The organism is Stutzerimonas tarimensis, assembly GCF_042648805.1.
GTDB classification, from domain to species: Bacteria; Pseudomonadota; Gammaproteobacteria; order Pseudomonadales; family Pseudomonadaceae; genus Azomonas; species Azomonas tarimensis.
The window spans coordinates 135,320-158,347 of record NZ_JBHRXZ010000003.1 but is presented as its reverse complement, the minus strand read 5'-3'; the positions used below and the strand labels follow the sequence as shown (position 1 = coordinate 158,347).

Annotated in this window: 21 protein-coding genes; 16 read left to right on the top strand and 5 right to left on the bottom strand. The window is 64.7% G+C overall.

The genetic code is table 11. The annotated features are described in order from the left end of the window. Positions 1-47: 47 nt before the first annotated feature. Positions 48-821, bottom strand: coding sequence for a 3-oxoacyl-ACP reductase FabG (fabG, locus tag ACFOMF_RS02725; RefSeq protein ID WP_386360954.1), 774 nt, complete (start codon positions 819-821; stop codon positions 48-50). 215 nt (positions 822-1,036) lie between these two features. On the opposite strand from fabG, the gene ACFOMF_RS02720 reads away from it, so the two are divergent. Continuing rightward, positions 1,037-1,591: a helix-turn-helix transcriptional regulator gene (locus tag ACFOMF_RS02720; protein WP_386360953.1), complete on the top strand. Its 555-nt coding sequence runs from the start codon at positions 1,037-1,039 to the stop codon at positions 1,589-1,591. On the opposite strand, the gene apbC is transcribed toward ACFOMF_RS02720, so the two are convergent. Next, a complete protein-coding gene (apbC, locus tag ACFOMF_RS02715; RefSeq protein WP_386360951.1) occupies positions 1,578-2,663 on the bottom strand; it encodes an iron-sulfur cluster carrier protein ApbC in 1,086 nt (361 codons plus the stop codon). The genes ACFOMF_RS02720 and apbC overlap by 14 nt on opposite strands. A 286-nt stretch (positions 2,664-2,949) precedes the next feature. Between apbC and ACFOMF_RS02710 the strand changes: the two genes are divergently transcribed. The 15 genes from ACFOMF_RS02710 to ACFOMF_RS02640 all read left to right on the top strand — a co-directional run bounded on the left by ACFOMF_RS02710 (position 2,950) and on the right by ACFOMF_RS02640 (position 20,366). Continuing rightward, complete coding sequence (locus ACFOMF_RS02710) at positions 2,950-3,960, top strand: hypothetical protein (protein WP_386360949.1); 1,011 nt, start codon at positions 2,950-2,952, stop codon at positions 3,958-3,960. Next, positions 3,953-5,974, top strand: a complete 2,022-nt coding sequence (locus tag ACFOMF_RS02705; RefSeq protein WP_386360948.1) for a SpoIIE family protein phosphatase — start codon at positions 3,953-3,955, stop codon at positions 5,972-5,974. The genes ACFOMF_RS02710 and ACFOMF_RS02705 overlap by 8 nt, the downstream gene beginning before the upstream one ends. Beyond that, complete coding sequence (locus ACFOMF_RS02700) at positions 5,959-6,396, top strand: ATP-binding protein (RefSeq protein WP_386360946.1); 438 nt, start codon at positions 5,959-5,961, stop codon at positions 6,394-6,396. Before ACFOMF_RS02705 ends, ACFOMF_RS02700 begins: the two co-directional genes overlap by 16 nt. Before the next feature lie 31 nt (positions 6,397-6,427). Continuing rightward, on the top strand, positions 6,428-6,760 hold the full coding sequence (locus tag ACFOMF_RS02695) for an STAS domain-containing protein (protein ID WP_386360944.1): 333 nt from the start codon (positions 6,428-6,430) through the stop codon (positions 6,758-6,760). Positions 6,761-7,353: 593 nt separating this feature from the next. After that, entirely contained in the window at positions 7,354-8,958 is a 1,605-nt protein-coding gene (locus ACFOMF_RS02690; RefSeq protein WP_386360942.1) for a glutamate-cysteine ligase family protein, read from the top strand. Beyond that, on the top strand, positions 8,955-10,715 hold the full coding sequence (locus ACFOMF_RS02685; RefSeq protein ID WP_386360941.1) for a uracil-xanthine permease family protein: 1,761 nt from the start codon (positions 8,955-8,957) through the stop codon (positions 10,713-10,715). The genes ACFOMF_RS02690 and ACFOMF_RS02685 overlap by 4 nt, the downstream gene beginning before the upstream one ends. A 174-nt stretch (positions 10,716-10,889) precedes the next feature. After that, positions 10,890-12,935 carry a methionine--tRNA ligase gene (metG, locus tag ACFOMF_RS02680; protein WP_386360939.1) on the top strand — a complete coding sequence of 682 codons (2,046 nt, stop codon included), beginning with the start codon at positions 10,890-10,892 and terminating at the stop codon, positions 12,933-12,935. A gap of 287 nt (positions 12,936-13,222) precedes the next feature. Continuing rightward, positions 13,223-13,807, top strand: coding sequence for an electron transport complex subunit RsxA (gene rsxA, locus ACFOMF_RS02675; RefSeq protein WP_386360937.1), 585 nt, complete (start codon positions 13,223-13,225; stop codon positions 13,805-13,807). Next, a complete protein-coding gene (gene rsxB / locus ACFOMF_RS02670) occupies positions 13,804-14,379 on the top strand; it encodes an electron transport complex subunit RsxB (protein ID WP_386360935.1) in 576 nt (191 codons plus the stop codon). The genes rsxA and rsxB overlap by 4 nt, the downstream gene beginning before the upstream one ends. Beyond that, positions 14,376-16,802, top strand: coding sequence for an electron transport complex subunit RsxC (rsxC, locus tag ACFOMF_RS02665; protein WP_386360933.1), 2,427 nt, complete (start codon positions 14,376-14,378; stop codon positions 16,800-16,802). Before rsxB ends, rsxC begins: the two co-directional genes overlap by 4 nt. A gap of 53 nt (positions 16,803-16,855) precedes the next feature. Then, positions 16,856-17,884: an RnfABCDGE type electron transport complex subunit D gene (locus ACFOMF_RS02660; protein WP_386360932.1), complete on the top strand. Its 1,029-nt coding sequence runs from the start codon at positions 16,856-16,858 to the stop codon at positions 17,882-17,884. 19 nt (positions 17,885-17,903) lie between these two features. Continuing rightward, positions 17,904-18,632 carry an electron transport complex subunit RsxG gene (rsxG, locus tag ACFOMF_RS02655; RefSeq protein WP_386361016.1) on the top strand — a complete coding sequence of 243 codons (729 nt, stop codon included), beginning with the start codon at positions 17,904-17,906 and terminating at the stop codon, positions 18,630-18,632. Next, positions 18,629-19,342 carry an electron transport complex subunit E gene (locus ACFOMF_RS02650; protein ID WP_386360930.1) on the top strand — a complete coding sequence of 238 codons (714 nt, stop codon included), beginning with the start codon at positions 18,629-18,631 and terminating at the stop codon, positions 19,340-19,342. The genes rsxG and ACFOMF_RS02650 overlap by 4 nt, the downstream gene beginning before the upstream one ends. 96 nt (positions 19,343-19,438) lie before the next feature. Continuing rightward, positions 19,439-20,077: an endonuclease III gene (gene nth / locus ACFOMF_RS02645; protein ID WP_386360929.1), complete on the top strand. Its 639-nt coding sequence runs from the start codon at positions 19,439-19,441 to the stop codon at positions 20,075-20,077. Between the two features lie 109 nt (positions 20,078-20,186). Beyond that, a complete protein-coding gene (locus ACFOMF_RS02640) occupies positions 20,187-20,366 on the top strand; it encodes a PA3496 family putative envelope integrity protein (RefSeq protein ID WP_386360927.1) in 180 nt (59 codons plus the stop codon). A gap of 75 nt (positions 20,367-20,441) precedes the next feature. Here ACFOMF_RS02640 and gloA read toward each other — a convergent pair whose 3' ends face one another. The 3 genes from gloA to ACFOMF_RS02625 all read right to left on the bottom strand — a co-directional run bounded on the left by gloA (position 20,442) and on the right by ACFOMF_RS02625 (position 22,968). Further along, on the bottom strand, positions 20,442-20,834 hold the full coding sequence (gloA, locus tag ACFOMF_RS02635; protein WP_386360925.1) for a lactoylglutathione lyase: 393 nt from the start codon (positions 20,832-20,834) through the stop codon (positions 20,442-20,444). A 417-nt stretch (positions 20,835-21,251) separates the two neighbouring features. After that, complete coding sequence (locus tag ACFOMF_RS02630) at positions 21,252-21,419, bottom strand: con-10 family general stress protein (RefSeq protein ID WP_386360923.1); 168 nt, start codon at positions 21,417-21,419, stop codon at positions 21,252-21,254. Positions 21,420-21,750: 331 nt separating this feature from the next. Then, entirely contained in the window at positions 21,751-22,968 is a 1,218-nt protein-coding gene (locus ACFOMF_RS02625; RefSeq protein ID WP_386360921.1) for an argininosuccinate synthase, read from the bottom strand. Positions 22,969-23,028 lie beyond the last annotated feature (60 nt).

Here is a 23,028-nt window from a genome sequence, read left to right as displayed (position 1 = left end):
CGCCTCGAGAACAGCGCGCTCCGCAGGCAGTAGATGACAGCCCGGGCTCACTCCAGCGCCGCCAGGGATTCCGGCAGGATCTGCCCGCCATCCACCACCAGACTCTGGCCAGTGATATAGCCCGCCTCTTTCGAGGCGAAGAAGAGCGCAGCATGGCCGATATCTTCGACCGTGCCGAGGCACTTCAACGGAATCGAGGCGCACATGCCCTCAAGATAGTCCTCACCCATCTCCTGCAGGCCTTCGGTCAGGATATTGCCCGGCAGGACCGCATTGACGGTGATGCCGTCGGCCGCCAGCTCGATCGCCGCGGTCCGCATGAAGCCCAGTTGCGCCGCCTTGCTCGCGCCGTAGTGTGCCCAGCCCGGAAAGCCGGTGATCGGCCCGGTGATCGACGAGGTGAGAATCACCCGGCCGTACTCGGCTTCACGCAGATAGGGCAGACAGGCCTGCACGCACAGAAAGCTGCCCTTGGCGTTGGTATTCATCACCAGGTCCCAGTCCTCCGGGCTCATCGACTCCAGCGGCGCCGAGGGAAAGATGCCGGCATTGGCGCAGAGCACATCGATGCCACCCTGGGCCATGCCCACCGCATTGGCCAGGCGCCGCACCGCCTGGGGGTCGGACACGTCGGCGGTGTAGCCGGTCACTGCGAGCCCCTCGGCGGCGAGCGCCTTGACCACCTGATCGAGCTTGTCCTGATGACGGGCGCTGACCGCGACCCGCGCACCCTGGCTGGCAAAGACCCTGGCGATGCCGAGACCGATACCGCTGCTGGCGCCGGTGACCAGGACGCTCTTGCCTTTGAGTGAAGTGAGCACGAACGGACTCTCCTGTGGGGATGGAAACGGCGCCATGGTGAGCGTTCCGCATGCCCTGTGGCTTGACCGCAGGGCACAAGTTTCCCACCACGAGAACAAGGCGGATCGCCGGGCGGCCCTCGTGTTCTACGGGCAGGTCGGAATCGGGGCAATCAATCGGGCTGGCGCCCCCAACCGGTGCAGCCAGTCAGCGTCTCGGCCAAAGGATCACAGGCATGGCCTGCATCATGCGGGCACGGGACTTGCTCTGCTCCACCGGGAGTCGGTCGGCGGAGCACGCCATGGGCAACCTCAATTTCGATCGCCGGGCGGTCGGTGTGGTGCCATCGCCGGGCGATGGCCGGGTGAGCTACATCACCGGGAAAGATGACAGTGGCAGGCGCATCGAGGGCCATGCGGGCCCGGGCTCTGGCAGGACGGGCGACCTGCGGCAACGAGCCGGCAGCGCGCTGGTCGAACTGCTGGATGAAGGAACGGCAAGTCTCGAAAGCCTGGCCGAGCGACTGCGCCTGCCGAGCTGGACGCTGCAACGACGCCTCGGCGAGCACGGCCTGACCTTTACCCTGCTGCTTGACCAGGTACGTCGGGAGCGCGCCCTGCTCTACCTCCGCCAGCGCGGCGTGAGCCTTTCGGAAATGGCGCTGCTGCTCGGCTACTCGGAACTCAGCGCCTTCTCCCGGGCCTTCCGGCGGTGGTTCGGCATGAGCCCGCTACAATGGCGCCGCCGGCTGGACAGCGCCTGGGACCAGGCCCCCGTCAGTCGTCGCTGATGACGATGCTCGGCATGGCGGTGGCCACCGCGCCAAGCGCCGCGATACGGGCACCGACCTTGCGTGCGGTCTGCTGATAGATCAGCGCGACTGGCCCGTCCGGTTCGGCGACGACTGTCGGCACCCCGGCGTCGGCCTGGCTGCGGATCGACATCGACAGCGGCAGCGAAGCCAGCAGATCCACCTCGTACTGGGCCGCCAGCTTCTCGCCGCCGCCCTCGCCGAACAGATGCTCGGCATGGCCACAGTTCGAACAGATATGCACCGCCATGTTCTCCACCACGCCCAGCACCGGGATGTTCACCTTGCGGAACATCTCGACGCCCTTCTTCGCGTCGAGCAGTGCGAGATCCTGCGGCGTCGTGACAATCACCGCGCCCGCGACGGGAATCTTCTGCGCCAGGGTCAGCTGGATATCCCCCGTACCCGGCGGCATGTCCACCACCAGATAGTCGAGGTTGTCCCAAGCGGTCTGGGTAATCAACTGGATCAGTGCACCGGACACCATCGGTCCGCGCCAGACCATCGGCGTGTTGTCATCTGTCAGAAACGCCATGGACATGACCTGCACACCATGGGCTTGCAACGGAATGAAGCGCTGTCCCTCCACCTCTGGCCGCGTGCCTTCGGCGATGCCAAGCATAATGCCCTGGCTCGGCCCGTAGATATCGGCGTCCAGCACGCCCACCCTTGCCCCCTCGCGGGCCAGGGCCAGGGCCAGGTTGGCGGCGGTGGTGGACTTGCCGACGCCGCCCTTGCCCGAAGCCACCGCGATCACATTCTTCACATTCGGCAGCGCGGCCACCTGTGCCTGGTGCGACTGGACGATGCAATCGACCTGGACGTCCGCGGCAGCGACCCCTGGCAGGTTCTCCAGACCGACCTGCAGCGTCTGCGACCAGCCTGCCTTGAACAACGCCGCCGGATAACCCAGCTCCAGCTGGACGCTGACCTGATCGCCATGGATATCGATGGTGCGCACGCATCCCGCACTTACCGGGTCCAGGTTGTAATGAGGATCGGTGTATTGACGGAGGGTCTTCTCCACCTCATCGCGCGAGATCGCATTCATTGAGCACTCCAGATTGGCCGAAGAAAGGCAAGTATCCTACCACCCTGCCGAACAGGCGTTAGCGTCCGCGCTCCGTGCATCGACAGGGGCGGGCATGCTTCCCGCATCCGGGGGATGCGCGATGCGTCGCGCTTGGCTAGCGTTCCGGCAGGAAGATCTATCGGTGGCCTCACGATGATCGGTTGACGCCATTGGCTCGACGCTTGCCAGGGATGTGATACAGAATCACAACATCGGTAACGGGCCAACGCCTACTTCTCGCCCTTTGGGTATTTGGGGATCAGCAGTGCTGAACGGATCGGATCAGACGGATCATTACTTCATCGGTCTCACCCAGCAGATCGCCGCAGGCGGACTGGCACGCCTTGCCGGGCATGGCGGCGCCACGCTGCCGGCGAGCCACGTCTATCCCATGGGCACGCGCTTTCGCGAATTCGTCCAGCCCATCGTGCGCCAACTGCGCGCCGACGAGCACGTGCAGGACATCACCTTGCGCCCCGTTCTGGGCCGCTACGGCATCAGCCAGGAACTGTCCGTGGGGCTCGAAGTGCAAGCCGCCAGCGGTTTCAATGCCGCTGCCTTGGCCGGGAGCGTATTCACCCAGGCGTTGGCCGCGCGCCAGACCGACGCGTTCGTCGGCCGCTCGCTCGCTTCGGACGAATGGACGGACAATGCCCGCCCGGGGCTGACCGTGATGTTCAAGGAGCCCCGGCGCATCGCCCTGGTCAACCGCTTGCTGCACCGGATCACCGAGTTCCCCGGCGAAGGCTGGCCGATCGACGGTTTCACCACGATTCCCGCCCACGGCGGACGGATCGGTACCGTTCAGGGGCTGCGCTACATCTTCCTGCCGGAAATCAGCATCCGCTGGGACCATGCCCTGCGTGCGCGGCTGAACGAAGATGAGGACGAGATGGACATCATCCTGCTCGACCAGGCCGCCAAGATCGGCAGGCTGTGCAAGGCCCTTCAGGATGACGATTCCATCGCCCTGGCACGGCTGAACTGGTTCGACGTGATCGTCGCCGGCATCGAGGATTACCAGGGTGTCATCGCCGAACTGGCCCTGGAGCGCGACGTGCGCATCGCCAGCGCCTGCTCCATGGTGCGCAAACCCTTTTCCGAAATACTCGCGCTGACCAATGCCGGCGTCCTGCACAAGCGCCTGACCACCCTGAAAGCACTGGAAACGCAGCGCTGTCGTCCGGAAAGACAGCACAACCTGCCGGCCCGCCCGGACTCCGGCTTCAGCCGCTGGTCCTCCGCCACCCGAGGGAGTACGCCCTGCTATGGCTGACCTGACCAGCTCGCTGTTCGCGCGCTACAACCGGATCATGCGCGGCACCTTCGTCGGCGTGCTGTTGGTGGCCTGCGCCCTGGTCTACCTGCAATACCGGCAGACCCTGCGCAGCGAGACCGACATGCTCGCCCAGCGCATGCAGGAACAGGCCGTGGCGCTGGACGCCATTCTCAAGAGCAGCCTCGACGCGGTGAACGCCCTGCGGCTGCAGGCGCATGCCTGGTATCGCCTGCACCCGGAGGAGGCGCCGCCTTCGCCGCTGCTGGCCACGCTGCTGAATGGAGACGGGCCGCAGACCCTGCGCCTGGACGCGCCGCCGGCGCCCTGGAGCCGCGACGACGTCGGCAACCTCACCGGCTTCATCGACGAGCCCACGCCCTCACTGCGCAGGGAACTGGAAATGGCCCTCAGCCTCAACGCCACCTTCCAGTCCATCAAGGCCAACATCCCGGAATCCACCTGGGTCTACTACACCTCCGCCCGGCGCTTCATCAATATCTATCCCTGGGTCTCGTCGCAGGATTTCTTCTACGCCGACACGCTGCACAAGAAGCCTTTCTTCCGCGAGGTGGAACCCATACGCGATCCCACCCAGCGCATTCTCTGGACCCCCGCCTACCTCGACGAGGCCGGCCAGGGCATCATGATCACCGCCTCCGCCGGTCTCTACGAAGACAGGCAGTTCCGTGGCGCGGTGTCCCTCGACCTGACCCTGGACCGGCTGAACGCCTTCGTCCGCAACTGGCAATCGCGCTTCGGCACCCTGTTCATCGTCAACAACCACGGCCAGTTGCTGGCGCATCCGCAATTGGTCCGTCCGGATGCCGACGACGTGCTGCCGAGCGCCGCGGCCTTCCCCGCCGGGATGGCGGACCGGGCCCAGGACATTCTCGCCGCAGCCGCAGGCAAGGTGGTCCTGAGCGACGGCTACTACATCGAAACCCTGGCCATCCAGAACGCCCCCTTCCGCCTGGTGGTGATGGTGCCGCGCGGCGAGATGGTGCGCGCCGCGCTGCTCAGCGGGGCGCTCACCGTGCTGCTGCTGGTGGCAGGGCTGACCCTCATGCTGCTGGTGGCCAGCCGCCTGACCCACCGCGAAGCCATCGCCCCGGCGCAGAAGCTGGTGCGTTACATCCAGGACGAGAGCCGCGGCTCGGCCAAGTCCATTCCGCACATTCCGCCCGCCTGGCGACCCTGGTTCCAGACCATCCAGAACGTCTTCAACGCCCACACCCAGCTGGTCTCCATCCAGCAGGAGCTGGACGTGGCGCGGCGCATGCAGCAGTCCATCGTGCCGACCCGTTTCCCCAGCCGTCCCGACCTGCAGATGTTCGCCCGGATGATCCCAGCCAAGGAAGTCGGCGGCGACTTCTACGACTATTTCTGGCTGAGCGAGACCCGGGTCGGCGTGGTCATCGCCGACGTCTCCGGCAAGGGCGTGCCCGCCGCGCTGTTCATGGCGGTGGCGCGCACCTTGCTGCGCGCCACCGCGCCGGCCGCCAACGGCGCCGGCAATTGCCTGGCCATGGCCAACGAGTTGCTCAGCCAGGACAACGAGGCGACCATGTTCGTCACCCTGTTCTACGGCATCCTCGACACGAGCAGCGGCGAACTGCTGTATGCCAACGGCGGGCACAACCCGCCCCTGCTGATCGAGCCGGACGGCAACGTCTCGCCATTGCCGACCACCGGCGGCATGGCCCTGGGCATCATGGAAGACCTGCCCTACCAGGAACGCTCGATGCTCCTCGCGCCCGGCAGCACCCTGCTGCTGTACACCGACGGGGTGACGGAAGCCTTCAACCCGGCGAACCAGGAATTCGGCGAACGGCGCCTGAACGAACTGCTCGCGCGCTCCTCGGCGCTGGCGGTCGAGCCGCTGCTCGCTGAACTGGTCGAGACGGTGAACGGCTTCGCCGATGGCGCGCCGCAATCGGACGACATCACCTGCCTCGCCATCCGCTATGCCGCTCCGGCCCGTCCAGGTGATCCGCCATGCCCGACCAGATAGCCATGCACTTCGCGCCGGTCGACCCGGACATCGACAGTCTGGTCGACCGGCTGGAGGACTTCTTCGCCCGCCACGGCCTGTCCACCGCGCTGTTGCAGACCTTCGCCCTGGCCTTCGACGAGATCGTCTGCAACATCGCCTCCTACGGCTATCCGGACAACGGCTCGGAGCACGGCATCGACATCCGCCTGTGGCTGACCGCCAGCGAGATCCGCGTCGAGGTGGTGGACGACGGCATTCCCTTCGACCCGCTCCAGGTAGCCGATCCGGACATCACCGCCAGCCTCGAGGAACGCGAGATCGGCGGCCTCGGCATCTTCCTGGTGCGCAAACTGATGGACAGCGTGACCTACGAACGGCGGGACGAACGCAATCACCTGATATTCACCAAGCAACTGGCGACACCTGCACAAGCGGACTGACGCCGCACCGCAACCAAGGGAAGCAAACTACATGAACATCACCGAAACCCTCGAAGGGTCCACCCTGGTCCTGGCCCTGCGCGGGCGCCTCGACAGCACCACCGCGAAATCCCTCGAAGACGTATTGCCCGAGCGGATGCTGGTCAGCCCGGCGCTGATCGTCGACCTGGCGGAGATCCAGTACGTCAGCTCCGCCGGCCTGCGGGTAATCCTCAAGGCCGCGAAAGTGGCCAAGAGCAGCGGCAACCGCCTGGTCCTGGCCGGGCTGGCGCCGCAGGTCCACGAAGTGTTCCAGGTCAGCGGCTTCACCGCGCTCTTCAATATCCAGGACGATCGTTCCCAGGCCCTGGCGGCGCTGGCCTGACATGGAAGTGGGCACGCAGCGGCGAATGTCGTGGTTCGGCGACCTGCTGGACGAGACCTTCCCGCCCCCGGGGGTGGCCACACCCTGGCCGGCACGTCGAAAATGCCGCCAGCTCCATGACCATGGACCGGCCGGCCGCTGCCGTTCTCCAGCGCCGCTGCGCCAACAACCGACGCGCTGCTCGGCGAGGGCGCCGTCAAATTGGCGACGCGTCAGATTTCCTCCGTACTGGTAGCGCGCCTCGCTGACCACGTGCGCGCAAGCGCCGTGGAAGGCCGCGCCAGCCTCCGCCTGCAGTTCGCCCACTCATGCCCGCCGCACCTGCTGCCGATACAGCCACAACCCGGGCGGTACGCCCATCCGATCGATGAGAGACATGGACACGCATTCGCAACCATCGGGGCAGACTTGGGCCATCAAGCAGATCCTCGCGGCACAGCCTCAACAACTTGAAGTTCGTAACGGCGGGTAAACAGCATGCCAGTAGCAAGGCGCAGGATGGCTGTAACGGCACGCCCGGGCAAAGGTCGACCTGGGCAGGATCGTATGCACGTGACCAGCCTGGGAAGTTGCCGTGAACCAGGAGAAGCGGAATGAAGATCCGGGATGGGGTCGTCGATACAGGAAGAGCGGCTCATGTCCAACAGAGCCCCAGCGTTGGCCTGGAACTCGAACTCGCGGTGGCGGAATTCGCCGGGGGAGCCTCCCACGACGCCAGCGGCGTGTTCCAGACCCTGCTCGAGCGCCGCCAGGCGCGCGGCGAAGAGGCCACGGCGATGATGGCCGACGATCGTCTGATCGGGTTGTACGGGACCGCTGGCGTGTTTTCGGTGGACAATGGCTTCAACAACCTCGAGTACGCCTTCGCCCCCGTCGGCGCGGACTTCGGTCATCGCTGCGACTCTTACCTGAATCACCTCGCCTGGACGGTCCAGCGCGAAGTCAATGAAGTGATGGACGCCCTGGCCGTACACGGCAGCGGCCTGCTGAACCTGTCCGAACACCCTTCGACGGCGATCGACCCGGCCTTCTATGCGCGAATGCGCGCACCGAAGCCGATCTATCAGCACTGGGTCCGGGATCGCGGCTGGCAACACGATCAGGGCATCGACGCCAAGGCCCAGAACGGCCCCACGACCGGGGTCACGGCGGCGGCCGCACCGCGGGCGCTTAACCTCATGCTCTGGGTCGCGCCCGCCTTGATCGCCCTGTTCGCCAACAGCCCGTTCGAGGCGGGCAAGGTCACCGGCCGGGTGGAAAACCGCCTGACGATCTGGCCACGAATGTTCGCCACCGCCCGTCTTGCTGGCGACCGCCGTTTACACCTGCCTCCAGCGGAACCCTTCGCCGACCTGGCCGCTTACGTACGCTGGATGCACGGCCCCGGAACGGCCATGCAAGTGGTGGCCGCCGACACCGCCGGTTACAAGGGTTACGCCGACATGCTGCGTGTCGAAGGTGACCCGCCGCTGCTGGAATTCCTGGCCGGCCCGGCCAGGATGGCGCAGCCCTTGGAGGGTGGCGAAAGGCAGCCGCTACAACCGCAGGCCGCGCACTTCGAACAGCAGCAGTTCGCCCAGTTCCTCAATGCACGCATTCGCTTCCGCCTGCCATGGCAGCCCACGCTTGCTGAACTGCTCGAGGCCTTGCACACACCCGGTGAGCTGGAGGTTCTGTTCGAGCGCTGTGGCGCGGATCTCTATATAGAAGGCCGTGCCTGCGGCGCCAACTTCCCCGACCGGGAGTTGAGCGAACTGCCCGATCCCTTGGTCGCGGCGTCCGTGGTGATGGCACCGGCCGCCCTGCAGAAGGGGCTGATGGCGAACCCGCAGGCCTGGAGCCGGCTGTCCGCGCTGGCTCCCTGGGCCGCAATGCCGGCATTGCGCGATGCGGCCATCCGCGACGGATTGCGTGCCAGTGCCGCTGGCCTCAGCCTGCACACCTTCGCCGCCCGGGTGGTGGAGGAAGCAGCGGCGGGACTGGCCGGAGAGGAGCAGTGGATGCTGGCCTATCCGCTGCATGTGCTGCGTACCGGCCGCAACGGCGCCGACCGTGCCTTGTTGCAGCATGCGGCACTTGAGGGCGACTGCGCCACGCGCATCCAGCGCATTTCTGCCGACAGGATGGCACTGCCCCTGCCACCTCCACCCGGCCAGATACAGGCGCAGCAGTCCCGGCGGCTGGGGTTACCGACATGAAATCGGCCTTGGATCGATTGTTTCCCCTGCCATCGTCTCGCGTCCGGCAGCGCCCCGATGAAATCGTCTACAACATCGAGGATCGCCCACCGCTACCGGTGGTGCTCGGCATGGGGTTGCAGCATGCCTTACTGGCACTGATCTTCGCGCTCTACGCGGTCATCGCCGGGCAGGCGATAGGTCTGAACGCCTCGCAGACCGCCGCATTTGTCAGCGCCACGGTATTGGTCATGGGCCTGGCCACGCTGTTGCAAGCGATACCCAGCCGCTTCGGCGCCGGCATGCTGCTGGTCACCATTCCAGGCGCCGGCCGTTTGCCCATCTACATCGCCATAACGCTGCATTACGGCGTGGCAGCCACCATGGGTGCGACTCTGGTCTCCGGAGTGATGGCCATCGCCATGGCGCGCGTCATGCCGCGACTGCGCCCTTTCTTCCCGCCGGAGGTGATCGGCGTGGTGCTGTTGATGATGGGCGTTTCGCTGGTGACCGGCGGCGTCTCGCGCAGCGTGGGCTTCCACGAGGAAGCGGCGGACTTTTCTCTGCCGGCGGCGCTGGCAGCCGGCGTGACCCTGGCCTGCATGGTGGGTGTCGCGGTCTGGGGCTCGGCGGCCCTGCGCCGCCTGGCCCTGGTGGTCGGCGGGCTGGCCGGCACCCTGGTGACCTGGTTGACCGGCAACCTACCTGCGGGCCATGCCCTGGACATGACCTGGGTCGCGCTGCCGGTGCTGGGCCTGGATCTGCCGACACCCGAATTCCACCTGGTCCCCATCGTGGTGATCGCCTTGGCGCAGTTCATCACCATCATGGACCAGTTCGGCAGCACCATGACCATGGACCGCATGACCGATGCCCACTGGCGTCGCGCGGACATGCCCGGGGTGGCACGTGCCATTACCGGCATGGGGCTGAGCCACCTGCTCTTCGGCCTGCTCGGCACCCTCCCCGGCGGCTCGGCCTCCGCCAACATCGGCCTGGCGCATGCCAGCGGTATCGCCGCGCGCCGGGTGGGCGTCGCGGCCGGGCTGATGCTGATCACGGCCGCCTTCTTCCCGCCGCTGGCCGGCCTGCTGGCCCTGACGCCGGCTCCGGTGATCGGCGGCATCCTCCTCTATACGGCTGCCTATATGATCACCACCGGCATCGACCTGATTACCTCGCGGATGATGGATGCCCGGCGCAGCTTCACTGTCGGCCTGGCGGTAGTCATCGGCACCGCGGTCATGCTCGTGCCGCAACTCGGCCAGCAGGCGCCGGACTGGATCCAGGTCATCGTGCAATCGGGCCTGACCATGGGCTCCCTGGCGGCGGTGGCGCTGAACGCGACCTTCCGCATAGGCACGCGCAAGACGGTCGTGCATGCGCTTGCTCCAGCGTGCGAGGCGCAGCAGGCGGTGGAAGCCCTGGAGCACGACGGTAAGCTGTGGGGCGTGCGCCGCGACACGGTTCTGCGCGCCGGACATGCCATCGGCGAAGCGTTGGAGGCGCTGCGCGCCAGTGGTGTGCGAGGTCCCGTGCAACTGACCCTGAGCTTCGACGAATTCAATCTCGTGGGCGTCCTGACGTACCAGGGTGTGGCCTTGCAGATCGGCGCCACCGCTGCACCGGACGTCTCAAGGCTGCTGGACACTGAGGAGGAGACGCTCGACGCCGCCATGCGCCAGCTCTCGGCGCACCTGATCGGTCGTCTGGCCGATCAGGTGCAAAGCGGTCAAAAGGGAGGACAGGCCGAATTGCGGCTGTCATTCACCCATTGAAACGGCCGGCGGCCGGCCTTTGCCTGGGCGACGCGATACCGACCCTCCGCAACCGCTGAAGACGCCCGGCACCTGGCTGCGGCACCCGCCGCCCTACAAGGCCTGGATGAAAAAAACACCCCAGGCCTTTATAGTGGCCGACTTTCCCGATCCACCAGGTGCAAGCCGAAGCCCATGTCCGAAGCCCGCAAGATTCTCGTCACAAGCGCCCTGCCCTACGCCAACGGCTCGATCCACCTTGGCCACATGCTGGAATACGTCCAGACCGACATCTGGGTGCGCTTCCAGAAGCTGCGCGGCAATCGGTGCATCTACGTCTGCGCAGACGACGCGCATGGTTCGGCGATCATGCTGCGCGCAGAGAAGGAAGGCATCACCCCCGAGCAGTTGATCGACAACGTCAAAGCCGAGCACAGCGCCGACTTCGCTGCCTTCCTGGTGGATTTCGACAATTTCCACAGCACCCACTCGGACGAAAACCGCGAGCTGGCCGAGCTGATCTACACTCGCCTGCGCGACGCCGGGCACATCGCCACCCGCTCGGTGACCCAATACTTTGACCCCGAAAAGGGCATGTTCCTCGCCGACCGCTTCATCAAGGGCACCTGCCCCAAGTGCGCGGCCGAGGACCAGTACGGCGACAACTGCGAAAAGTGCGGCGCCACCTACGAGCCCACCGAGCTGAAGAACCCCAAGTCGGCCATCTCCGGCGCTACCCCGGTGCTCAAGGATTCCAAGCACTTCTTCTTCAAGCTGCCGGACTTCGAGGCCATGTTGAAGCAGTGGACCCGCAGCGGCGCGCTGCAGGACGCGGTGGCCAACAAGATCGCCGAATGGCTGGATTCGGGTCTGCAAGAGTGGGACATCTCCCGCGACGCGCCGTATTTCGGCTTCGAGATTCCGGGCGAGCCGGGCAAGTACTTCTACGTCTGGCTGGATGCGCCGATCGGCTACATGGCGAGCTTCAAGAACCTCTGCGCGCGCCGCGAGGATCTCTCCTTCGACACCGTCTGGGGCAAGGATTCGACCGCCGAGCTGTACCACTTCATCGGCAAGGACATCGTCAACTTCCACACCCTGTTCTGGCCGGCGATGCTCGAAGGCTCGGGCTTTCGCAAGCCGACCGCGGTGAACGTGCACGGCTACCTGACGGTGAACGGGCAGAAGATGTCCAAGTCGCGCGGCACCTTCATCAAGGCGCGCACCTACCTCGACCACCTGAACCCCGAGTACCTGCGCTACTACTACGCAAGCAAGCTCGGCCGCGGCGTGGATGACCTCGACCTGAACCTCGACGACTTCGTGCAGAAGGTGAATTCGGACCTGGTCGGCAAGGTGGTGAACATCGCCAGCCGCTGCGCCGGCTTCATTCACAAGGGCAACGGCGGGCTGCTGGTGGACACCAACCCCGAGCCGGAGCTGTGGGCGGCTTTCCAGGCTGCCGCGCCTTCCGTTGCCGAAGCCTACGAAACGCGTGACTTCTCCCGTGCCATGCGCGAGATCATGGCCCTGGCCGACCGCGCCAACGCCTGGATCGCCGACAAGGCGCCCTGGGCGCTGAACAAGGTCGAAGGCAAGCAGGACGAGGTGCAGGCCATCTGCGCGCTGGGCGTCAACCTGTTCCGCCAGCTGGTGATCATGTTGAAACCCGTGCTGCCGAAACTGGCCGAAGCCGCCGAAGCTTTCCTCAACGTCCCGGCGCTGCGCTGGGCGGATCTGGCCACCCCGCTGGGCAACCACCGGTTGAACGCCTTCACCCCCCTGATGACCCGTATCGAGCCTGCGAAAATCGACGCCATGACCGAAGCCTCCAAAGAAGACCTTGCCGCCCAGTCCACCGGCGCTGCCGCCCCTGCCGGCAACGGCGAACTGACCAAGGAGCCGCTGGCAGCAGAAATCAACTTTGACGCCTTCGCCGCGGTGGATCTGCGCATTGCGCTGATCGAGAAAGCCGAGTTCGTCGAAGGCGCCGACAAGCTCTTGCGCCTGTCGCTGGATATCGGCGACGCCAAGCGCAACGTGTTCTCCGGCATCAAGAGCGCCTACCCGGACCCAAGCAAGCTCGAAGGTCGCCTGACCCTGTACGTGGCCAACCTGGCCCCGCGCAAGATGAAGTTCGGCATTTCCGAAGGCATGGTGCTGGCCGCCGGCCCGGGCGGGGAGGAAATCTTCCTGCTCAGCCCCGACCAGGGCGCCAGGCCGGGTCAGCGGGTAAAATGATGATCGGCTGTCCCGGCGCCCGCCTGCAGGCGCCGGGACAGCCAAACGGTAGACGCCGAGCCGTTGCTGCAAGCCAGTAGCCTGGCGCATGAATCCAGGCTCTGGTGCAAGCCGCAGCCCGCGTCTTGCCAAGGGCGCGCCTCGCCCAGTGGCAAATGACCGACATGGGCTGCATCATCCGGGCATCGCGGCGGCACCCTGCGCTCACCTGTCTTATTGCCCCACCCGCGCGCGTCCCTGATAATACTTGGCTTTTTCCCGGCCCTTTCCGCCGCGACGGTAACCCAATGACCGAACTCGCCTTGATCATGGTTAGCGCCATCCTGGTCAACAATTTCGTTTTGGTGCAGTTTCTCGGACTTTGCCCCTTCATGGGCGTTTCGAAAAAAATCGAGACGGCCATCGGCCTGTCGCTGGCCACTACCTTCGTGCTCACGCTCGCGGCGATGTGCAGTTACCTGCTGCAGCAGTACGTGCTCAGGCCGTTGGATCTGGAATTCCTGCGCACCATCAGCTTTATCCTGGTCATCGCCGTGGTCGTGCAGTTCACCGAGATGGTGGTCAACAAGACCAGCCCGCTGCTCTACCGGGTACTGGGGATCTTCCTGCCGCTGATCACCACCAACTGCATCGTCCTTGGGGTGGCCCTCTTGAACGCCAACAAGGCGGAGTTCAATTTTCTCAGCGCCACGCTCAATGGCTTCGCTGCGGGCCTGGGCTTCTCCATGGTGCTGGTGTTCTTTGCCGCCATGCGTGAGCGCATCGCCATCGCCGATGTTCCCAGGGCCTTCCAGGGCGCAGCCATCGGCATGATCACCGCCGGCCTGATGTCGCTGGCGTTCATGGGCTTCACCGGGTTGGTCAAGCTATGAGCCCAGTCATCATTGCCGTGCTGGCCCTGCTCGCCCTGTGCCTGGTGTGTGGTGCCATCCTCGGTTTCGCTGCCATTCGCTTCAAGGTCGAAGGCGATCCCATCGCCGAGCAGATCAACGCCCTGCTTCCGCAGACCCAGTGCGGCCAGTGCGGCTACCCGGGCTGCAAGCCCTACGCCGAAGCCATCGCCAATGGTGACAAGATCAACAAATGCCCACCGGGTGGCGAGGCGACCATCCAGGCGCTGGCCGACCTGCTGCAGGTCGAAGCCGAACCGCTGGATGCCGAGGGCGGTGAAAAGCCGCAGATGGTCGCCTTCATCCGTGAAGAGGAATGCATTGGCTGTACCAAGTGCCTGCAGGCCTGTCCGGTGGATGCCATTCTTGGTGCGGCCAAGCAGATGCATACCGTCATAGTGTCCGAATGCACCGGCTGCGACCTGTGCGTCGAGCCCTGCCCGGTCGACTGCATCGAGATGCGTCCGGTGGGGGGAAGCCTGCAGGCCTGGAAGTGGGAGCGTCCGGTGGCACCTGGGCAGTTGATCGCCACTGATCGGGGGCAGCCGGCATGAGTGCGGAAAAGATCTGGGACATCCACGGCGGCATCCATCCGGCCGAACGCAAGGAACTGTCCAACGGGACACCGATCGAACATCCGCCCCTGCCGGCCAGGCTCACCCTGCCGCTTAGCCAGCACATCGGCTCGCCGGCCCGCCCTTGCGTCGCGGTGGGCGACCGGGTGCTCAAGGGTCAGAAGATCGCCGACGCCACCAGCGTCATCAGCGCGCCACTGCACGCACCCACGTCCGGCACGGTGAGTTTCATCGGCCCGCAGCCGTTTCCGCACCCTTCGGGCATGCTCGCGCCGGCCATCGTGATCGACAGCGACGGCCGCGACGAGTGGATCGAGCTGACCCCGCGCCCGGACTACCGGGAGATGGAACCCGAAGAACTGGTCGCGCTGATTCGCGAGGGCGGCCTCAACGGCCTTGGCGGCGCCGGCTTTCCCACGGCGGTGAAACTCGCCACGCAGTCGCGCCACCACATCGATACCCTGATCATCAATGGCACCGAATGCGAGCCCTATATCACCGCCGACGACAGGTTGATGCGCGAACGCGCCGCCGCGGTGGTCTCGGGAATCGAGGTGTTCGTTCACCTGCTGACGCCGGAGCGGATCTATATCGGCCTCGAGGACAACAAGCCCGAGGCTGCCCAGGCCCTGCGCGACGCCATCGGTGATCGCCCTTACAGCGTGCGGGTATTTCCCACCAAGTACCCGTCCGGAGGGGAAAAGCAGCTGATCCAGATCCTCACCGGGGTCGAAGTGCCCAGCGGCAAGCTGCCGGCGGACGTCGGCGTGCTCTGCCAGAACGTCGGGACCTGCGCCGCCGTACATGACGCCGTGGTGCTTGGAAAGCCGCTGATCTCGCGTATCACTACCCTGACCGGGGAGGCGCTGGAACGCCCGATGAACGTCGAAGCGTTGTTCGGCACGCCGGTCAGCGAGTTGCTGGCTTATGCCGGTCTTCGTCCGGAGCGAATCGACCGGCTGATCATGGGCGGGCCGATGATGGGCTTCACCCTGCCCGCCCTGGAAGTGCCGCTGATCAAGACGGCCAACTGCCTGCTGGCCCCTACCGCCGAGGAGCTGCCTGCGCCGCCGCCGGCCATGCCTTGCATCCGTTGTGGCGCCTGCGAGGACGTCTGTCCTGCCCGGCTGCTGCCCCAGCAGTTGCACTTCTTTGCCCTCGGCAAAGATTTCGAGCAGATCAAGGCGCATAACCTGTTCGACTGCATCGAATGTGGTGCCTGCGCCTACGTCTGCCCGTCGACCATCCCGCTGGTGCAGTATTACCGGGTGGCCAAGGCTGAGATCCGCGAGATGGAGCAGAAGGCAGTCAAAGCCGACTACTCCAAGCAGCGCTTCGAACAGCGGCAGGAACGCCTGCGTCGGGCCGAAGAGCTCAAGGAGGCCGAACGCAAGGCACGTGCCGAGCGCGCCGCGCGAGCCAAGGCGGCCCAGGCTGACGTCTCCCCGGCGGCGGCAGCCAGCGAAGCGAAGGTTACCCAGGACGATGGGCTGAAGCGTCTGAAGATCGAAGCCAGCATGGCCCAGGTGGCCCTGAAGAAGGCCGAAAAGCAGCTGGCCGCACACGAGACCCCTGAACTCGAAGCCCAGGTAGCCGAACTGCGCAATGCCGCCGCGGCCGCGCAGCAGGCGCTGGAAGCCGCAGCCCCTGCTGCGGCACCGTCGGTCAAGCCGGCAGTCGAGGATTCGGCCAAGAAAGCCAAGATCGAAGCCGCCATGCTTCGCGCCCAGATTCGCAAGCTGGAAAAGGCCGAAGCGCCGGATGCGACTGAACTCGAAGCCCTGCGGACCCAACTGGCAACGCTCGAGGCGGGCGCAGCAGCCAGCCAGGCCCCGACCTCGGCGGTCGACAGCGAGGCGGCGAAAAAGGCCAAGATCGAAGCCGCCATGCTTCGTGCGCAGATCCGCAAGGCCGAGAAAATCGATAATCCCGACCCCGAGCAGGTGGCCGAACTGACCCAATGGCGCGCCCAGCTGTCGGCACTCGAGCAGGCCCGACCGGCGACGCCCGATGCACCGGCCAAACCGGCACTCAGCGACGCACTAAAGGCAGCCAAGATCGAACTGGCGACAAGGCGCGCCGAGCTGAAAAAGGCCGAGAAGGCGGGTGCCGAGGAGGCCGAGCTGGCCCCCCTGCGTGAAGCGCTGGCCATGGCCGAGCAGGCGCTGCATGCGGCCGAAGCCGAGAGTGGCAAGCCGGTACCGGAGCGGGTACGGGTGGAAAAGCAGCCGGTGGACGAGCGACGGCGAGCACTGAAGACCGAAGTGGCTTTCGCCCGTGCCGACCTGCGCAAGCTCGAGCGCGACGAGACCGCGAGCGAAGCCCAGCTGGACGAAGCCCGCCGGCGCCTGGCCGAAGCCGAACGCCAGCTCCAGGCCTACCAGACCGATAACGCCGGTTAACGGCAGAACCTCAATCCCACGCCAGCCCCAGGGCTGGCAACCGGAGAGCCATGATGGCCCTGCCTCGTATCACCTCGCCCCACGCCACGGGCAGCAACCGCACCCAGCGGGTCATGCTGCTGGTCATGGGCGCCGCGCTGCCCGGCCTGGCTGCCCTGACCTGGCAGTATGGCGCTGGCACCCTGATCAACCTGTGCTGGGCCAGCCTGGTGGCACTCTCGGTCGAAGCCCTGATGCTGCGCTTGCGCCAGCGCCCGGTGACCTTTTTCGTCACCGACGGCAGCGCCCTGGTCACCGCGATGCTGCTGGCGCTGGCCTTGCCGCCTTACTCACCCTGGTGGCTGACCCTGGTGGCGGTCAGCTTTGCCATCGCCTTTGGCAAGCAGCTGTATGGCGGACTCGGACAGAACCCCTTCAATCCGGCAATGATCGGCTACGTCGTGGTACTGATTTCCTTTCCTGTGGAAATGACCAGCTGGCCAGCGCCGCATGCGGTGGGGGTGATGGACGGCCTCCGGCAGATCCTGGGTATCGGTAATCTTCCGGATGCCTGGGCGCAGGCGACTGCGTTGGACGTGATGAAGCTGAACAACAGTCTTACCGTAGAGGAACTCTGGCGCCATCCGGCATTCGGCCATTTTGGTGGCATTGGCTCCGAAGTGGTCAACCTGGCGTTTCTCGCCGGGGGCCTGTTTCTGCTGCACAAACGGCTCTTCACCTGGCATGCCCCCGTCGGCATGCTGGGTGCCCTGGCGATCATGAGCTTTCTGTTCTGGAACGGCTCGGGCTCCAACTCGAACGGTTCGCCACTGTTCCATCTGCTCTCCGGCGCCACCATGCTCGGCGCCTTCTTCATCGTCACCGACCCGGTCAGCAGCGCCACCAGCCAGCTCGGTCGACTGGTGTTCGGCGCTGGCGTCGGAGTGCTGGTGTACATCATCCGCGCCTGGGGCGGTTTCCCCGATGGCGTGGCCTTCGCCGTCTTGCTGATGAACCTCGCGGCGCCGACCATCGATTACTACACGCGTCCGCGCACCTACGGCCACGACAAGGCCGGGCGCGGCATGAAGATGGGGGACTGAGCCCGTGATCCTCCGTTCGATGTACCGCAACGCTCTGGTGCTCGGCCTGTTTGCTGTAGTCACCGTGGGCGGCGTGACCCTGCTGCAGCAGGGCACCGCCAGCCGGATCCAGGCTTCCGAACGCGCCGCACAGGTACGCGCCCTCGGCGAGATCTTGCCCGAAGGCAGCTACGACAACGACCTGCTGGCGAACAGCCTGGTGCTGCAGGATTCTCTGCTTGGCAATCGCACCGCCCTGCCAGCCTACCTGGCCTTGCGCCAGGGCGAGCCGACCGCGATCATTCTTCAGGCCACCGCACCGGACGGCTACAGCGGTGCCATACGGCTGCTGGTCGGGATCAATGCCGATGGCAGCTTGGCTGGCGTGCGCACCCTGCAGCACCGGGAAACCCCGGGCCTCGGCGACAAGATCGAACTGGCCAAGAGCGACTGGATCCTGGGCTTCAATGGGCGCTCGCTGGGCAACCCGCCACCCGAGCGCTGGACCGTGAAAAAGGAGGGCGGCGATTTCGACCAGTTTGCTGGCGCCACCGTCACCCCGCGCGCGGTGATCAACGCCGTGCAGCGCGCCCTGCATTATTTCCAGCTCAACCGCAGCGCCCTGCTGAACCCGGAGGCGACCGGGGAAGCTCCGCCGGACGCCCTGGCCGACGATGTCGAAGCCGGGCCTGCCACCACTCATTCGCGCGCCGGTGAAGCCGCGACCCGCGATCAGTTGCAGACGACCGAAGGGGACACCCAGCCGTGAGCAATCCGAGCTACGCCGAACTGAGCATCAACGGTCTCTGGAAGAACAATCCCGCACTGGTCCAACTGCTCGGCCTCTGCCCCCTCCTTGGAGTCAGCAATTCGGCAGTCAACGCCCTGGGCCTGGGAATCGCGACCATCATGGTGCTGGTCTGCTCAAACCTGGCCGTGTCGCTGGTCCGGGGGGTGGTCAACACGGCCGTCCGGTTGCCCGCCTTCGTGATGATCATTGCCGCCCTGACCACCTGCATCGAGCTGCTGATGCAGGCATACACTTATGAACTGTTCCAGATTCTCGGCATCTTCATTCCGCTGATTACCACCAACTGCGTGATCCTCGGCCGGGCTGACGGCTTCGCCGCCAAGCACAACCCGGTCATCGCGACCTATGACGGCCTGGTCATGGGCGTCGGCTTCGCCTTCGTGCTGGTGCTGCTGGGCGGTGCCCGCGAGGTGCTGGGCACTGGCGCCCTGTTCGCCAACATGCATCTACTCTTCGGCGAGATTGCCCGTGACTGGCAGATCACCTTTGTTCAGGACTACAAGGGTTTCCTGCTCGCCATCCTGCCACCGGGCGCCTTTATCGTCCTCGGCCTGATCATCGCGCTGAAAAACCGCATCGACCAGCAGCTGGCCGCTCGCAAAGTCCACGCCCAGCCTGCAGCTCCGGTCACCAGCCGTCGGGTCAGGACAACCGGGGCGGTAGATTGAGCGCTGCAAGCTACCCGGTGTGCAACGCGGATATCGGCTCGCAACTGTTCGCTTTTTACTCGAAGCTTGTCGCTTGAGGCTTGTCGCTGGAAAACCATGAACGCCGCCAAACGCCGTGAAATCTTCCGTCGCTTCCACGAGGACAACCCCAACCCGACCACCGAGCTGGCCTACAGCTCGCCGTTCGAACTGTTGATCGCCGTGATCCTCTCCGCCCAGGCCACCGATGTCGGCGTGAACAAGGCGACCGCCAAGCTGTTTCCGGTGGCCAACACGCCGGAAGCGATCCTGGCGCTGGGGCTGGACGGGCTTTGCGAGTACATCAAGACCATCGGCCTGTACCCCAGCAAGGCGAAGAATGTCATTGAAACCTGCCGACTGCTGATCGAGCGTCACCAGGGCCAGGTGCCCGAAGACCGCGAAGCGCTCGAAGCGCTGCCCGGCGTCGGCCGCAAGACGGCGAACGTGGTGCTCAACACCGTGTTCCGCCAGTACGCCATGGCTGTCGATACCCACATTTTCCGCGTCAGTAACCGCACCCGGATCGCCCCGGGCAGGAACGTCCTGGAGGTCGAGCGCAAGCTGGTGAAGTTCGTCCCGCGGCAGTATCTGCTCGACGCCCACCACTGGCTGATCCTGCATGGACGCTACGTCTGCAAGGCGCGCAAACCCCTGTGTGGTAGCTGCCGGATCGAGGATCTGTGCGAGTACAAGCACAAGACATCCGACGATTGAGCCGAACGCTGGAACCCTGCCCTTCCCATTGAAAAAATCTTTTTTACCGGCCTCGGAAATGTGGTTATAAGGTCGCCAAATAGCGCCCTGGTTGCTAGGAGAACACCGAGTGTCCGACAAAGAAGATATCGATATCGAAGAAGATTTCGTCGCTGAGGAAGACGGCGAGGCCGCCGAGGCACCCGTTGAAGCGGCCAAGACAAACCTGACCAAGCGGCGGATCATCGACAACCTGCTGGAAGAGCGCCGCCTGCAGAAGCAGTTGGCCGATTTCGACTTCGACCTCTAAGCGATCCCGCAGACAAGAACGCCCCGACCTGATCGGGGCGTTCAGCGTTTCCGCGGCGGCGTAACCGCCTGCACTTCAGTCCTTGCGCTGGGGCGACAGCAATTCGATCCGATAACCGTCCGGATCCTCGACAAACGCCAGGATGCTGGTGCCGTGCATCATCGGCCCCGGCTCCCGGACGATCTTGCCGCCGCGTGCCCTGATGTCTTCACAGGCCTTGTAGACATCCTCGACCTCCAGCGCGATATGGCCGTAGCCGTTGCCCAAGTCATATTGGGACGTATCCCAATTGTGGGTCAGCTCGATCACCGAGTTCTCTGCCTCATTGCCGTAGCCGACAAATGCCAGGGTGAACTTGCCTTCCGGGTAATCCTTTCGGCGCAGCAGCGTCATGCCAAGCACCTCGGTGTAAAAGGTCAGTGACCTGTCCAGGTCGCCGACACGCAGCATGGTGTGTAGCAAGCGCATCTATCTCTCCCAGTCGATTGCGGTTAGGCCGCCAATTGTCCCTGAGACCAGGCAAAAAGGCCAAAGTCCGTCACTCTCTGGCAATGCGTTCATTTTCCGAGGTCCGGCCGGGGCGCAGCAGGAACGCAACCTGAAGTCCGGCTCGGCCGACGGTGCGGCCTTTCTGCCCACCACGCCGACAGGATGATCATCAGGTAGGGCGGCGAATTAAATGGCGTGGCGGCCTCTGAACAAGGAAGTGAGGTCATTAAGCGGATGGGCTACGTCTACAGGGAAACGCCTGTTTCGGCCCGAAATCGAAGCGGCGTTGCGGGAAAGTGCGGTGAACCAAAAAAAGCCCCGGGATTAACCCCCGGGGCGAACATCGAACGAGCAGGTAAAACATCTCACCAGGTATTAACCCAGCGAAATTCTTTGTCAGCTATTGCTACCGTGGCTGTTCTGACCGCCCTTCTTGCCTGCTTCAGAGGCCTTCTCGCGATCATTGGCGAAGTTTCCACCGCTGTTATGGCCGCCCTTCTTGCCTGCTTCAGAGGCTTTCTCACGGTCGTTGGCAAAGTTTCCGGGATTGCTATTCTGAGTCATCGAAGATCTCCAGATAATTTACAAATGGCTACAAAAATCTTTGTAGCGCTCCCCTACATTGACGCTGAAACTCGCCGAGCGATCCTTCCACATGACGAGTGGTAGTAAGCCTGGAAAAGCCGGCAGGCCACTCCCGCCTCGCTCTTCACTTCGTCCTGTTTCAGCCGAAACGGCTCTAACCTCCAGGAACAACGCCTTGTTTGCCCTCACCAGGCCAGATGAAATCATCGCCGGTCCGGATTACCGTAAACGAAGGCTGCCCCGTAAGTAGCGCAAAAAAGAAGCCCCGGCAGACGCCAGGGCTTGGTTCAAGCGACACAACCGTCTTGCATTACAGCGGGCTGCGCCCCTTGCCCGCCGCAATGCGCATGCGCAGCGCATTGAGCTTGATGAAGCCGCCGGCGTCGGCCTGATCATAGGCACCGGCATCGTCTTCGAAGGTGGCGATATTGGCGTCGAACAGGGAATCGTCCGACTTGCGGCCGGTGACGATGACATTGCCCTTGTAGAGCTTCAGGCGCACCACGCCGTTCACGCTCGCCTGGGAAGCGTCGATCATCTGCTGCAGCATCAGACGCTCCGGGCTCCACCAGTAGCCGTTGTAGATCAGGCTGGCGTATTTGGGCATCAGCTCGTCCTTCAGGTGGGCGACTTCGCGGTCCAGGGTGATGGACTCGATGGCGCGGTGGCCCTTGAGCATGATGGTGCCGCCGGGGGTTTCGTAGCAGCCCCGGGACTTCATGCCGACGTAGCGGTTCTCGACGATGTCCAGACGGCCGATGCCGTTCTCGCCGCCGATGCGGTTCAGCTCGGTCAGCACCTGGGCCGGAGTCATGTCCTTGCCGTCGATGGCGACGATGTCACCGGCGCGGTAGGTCAGCTCGATGTAGGTGGGGGTGTCGGGTGCGGCTTCCGGGGACCTGGTCCAACGCCACATATCCTCTTCGTGCTCGGTCCAGGTGTCTTCCAGCACGCCGCCTTCGTAGGAGATGTGCAGCAGGTTGGCGTCCATGGAGTACGGGGACTTCTTCTTGCCGTGACGCTCGATCGGGATGGCGTGCTTTTCGGCGTAGTCCATCAGTTTCTCGCGGGACAGCAGATCCCACTCGCGCCAGGGAGCGATCACCTTGACGCCGGGCTTGAGCGCATAAGCGCCCAGCTCGAAACGTACCTGGTCGTTACCCTTGCCGGTCGCGCCGTGGGAGATGGCGTCGGCGCCGGTCTCGTTGGCGATCTCGATCAGGCGCTTGGCGATCAGCGGACGGGCGATGGAAGTGCCCAGCAGGTATTCGCCTTCGTAGACGGTGTTGGCGCGGAACATCGGGAACACGAAGTCGCGCACGAACTCTTCGCGGAGGTCGTCGATGTAGATCTCTTTCACGCCCATGGCCTGGGCCTTGGCGCGGGCCGGCTCGACCTCTTCGCCCTGACCCAGGTCAGCGGTAAAGGTCACCACCTCGCAGTTGTAGGTGTCTTGCAGCCACTTGAGGATCACCGAGGTGTCCAGGCCACCGGAATATGCCAGGACTACCTTCTTTACATCGGCCATGAGCCATCCACTCCCGGGGGGTTGTAACGGAAAGCGGAGATTCTACTGGTCACGCGTGTT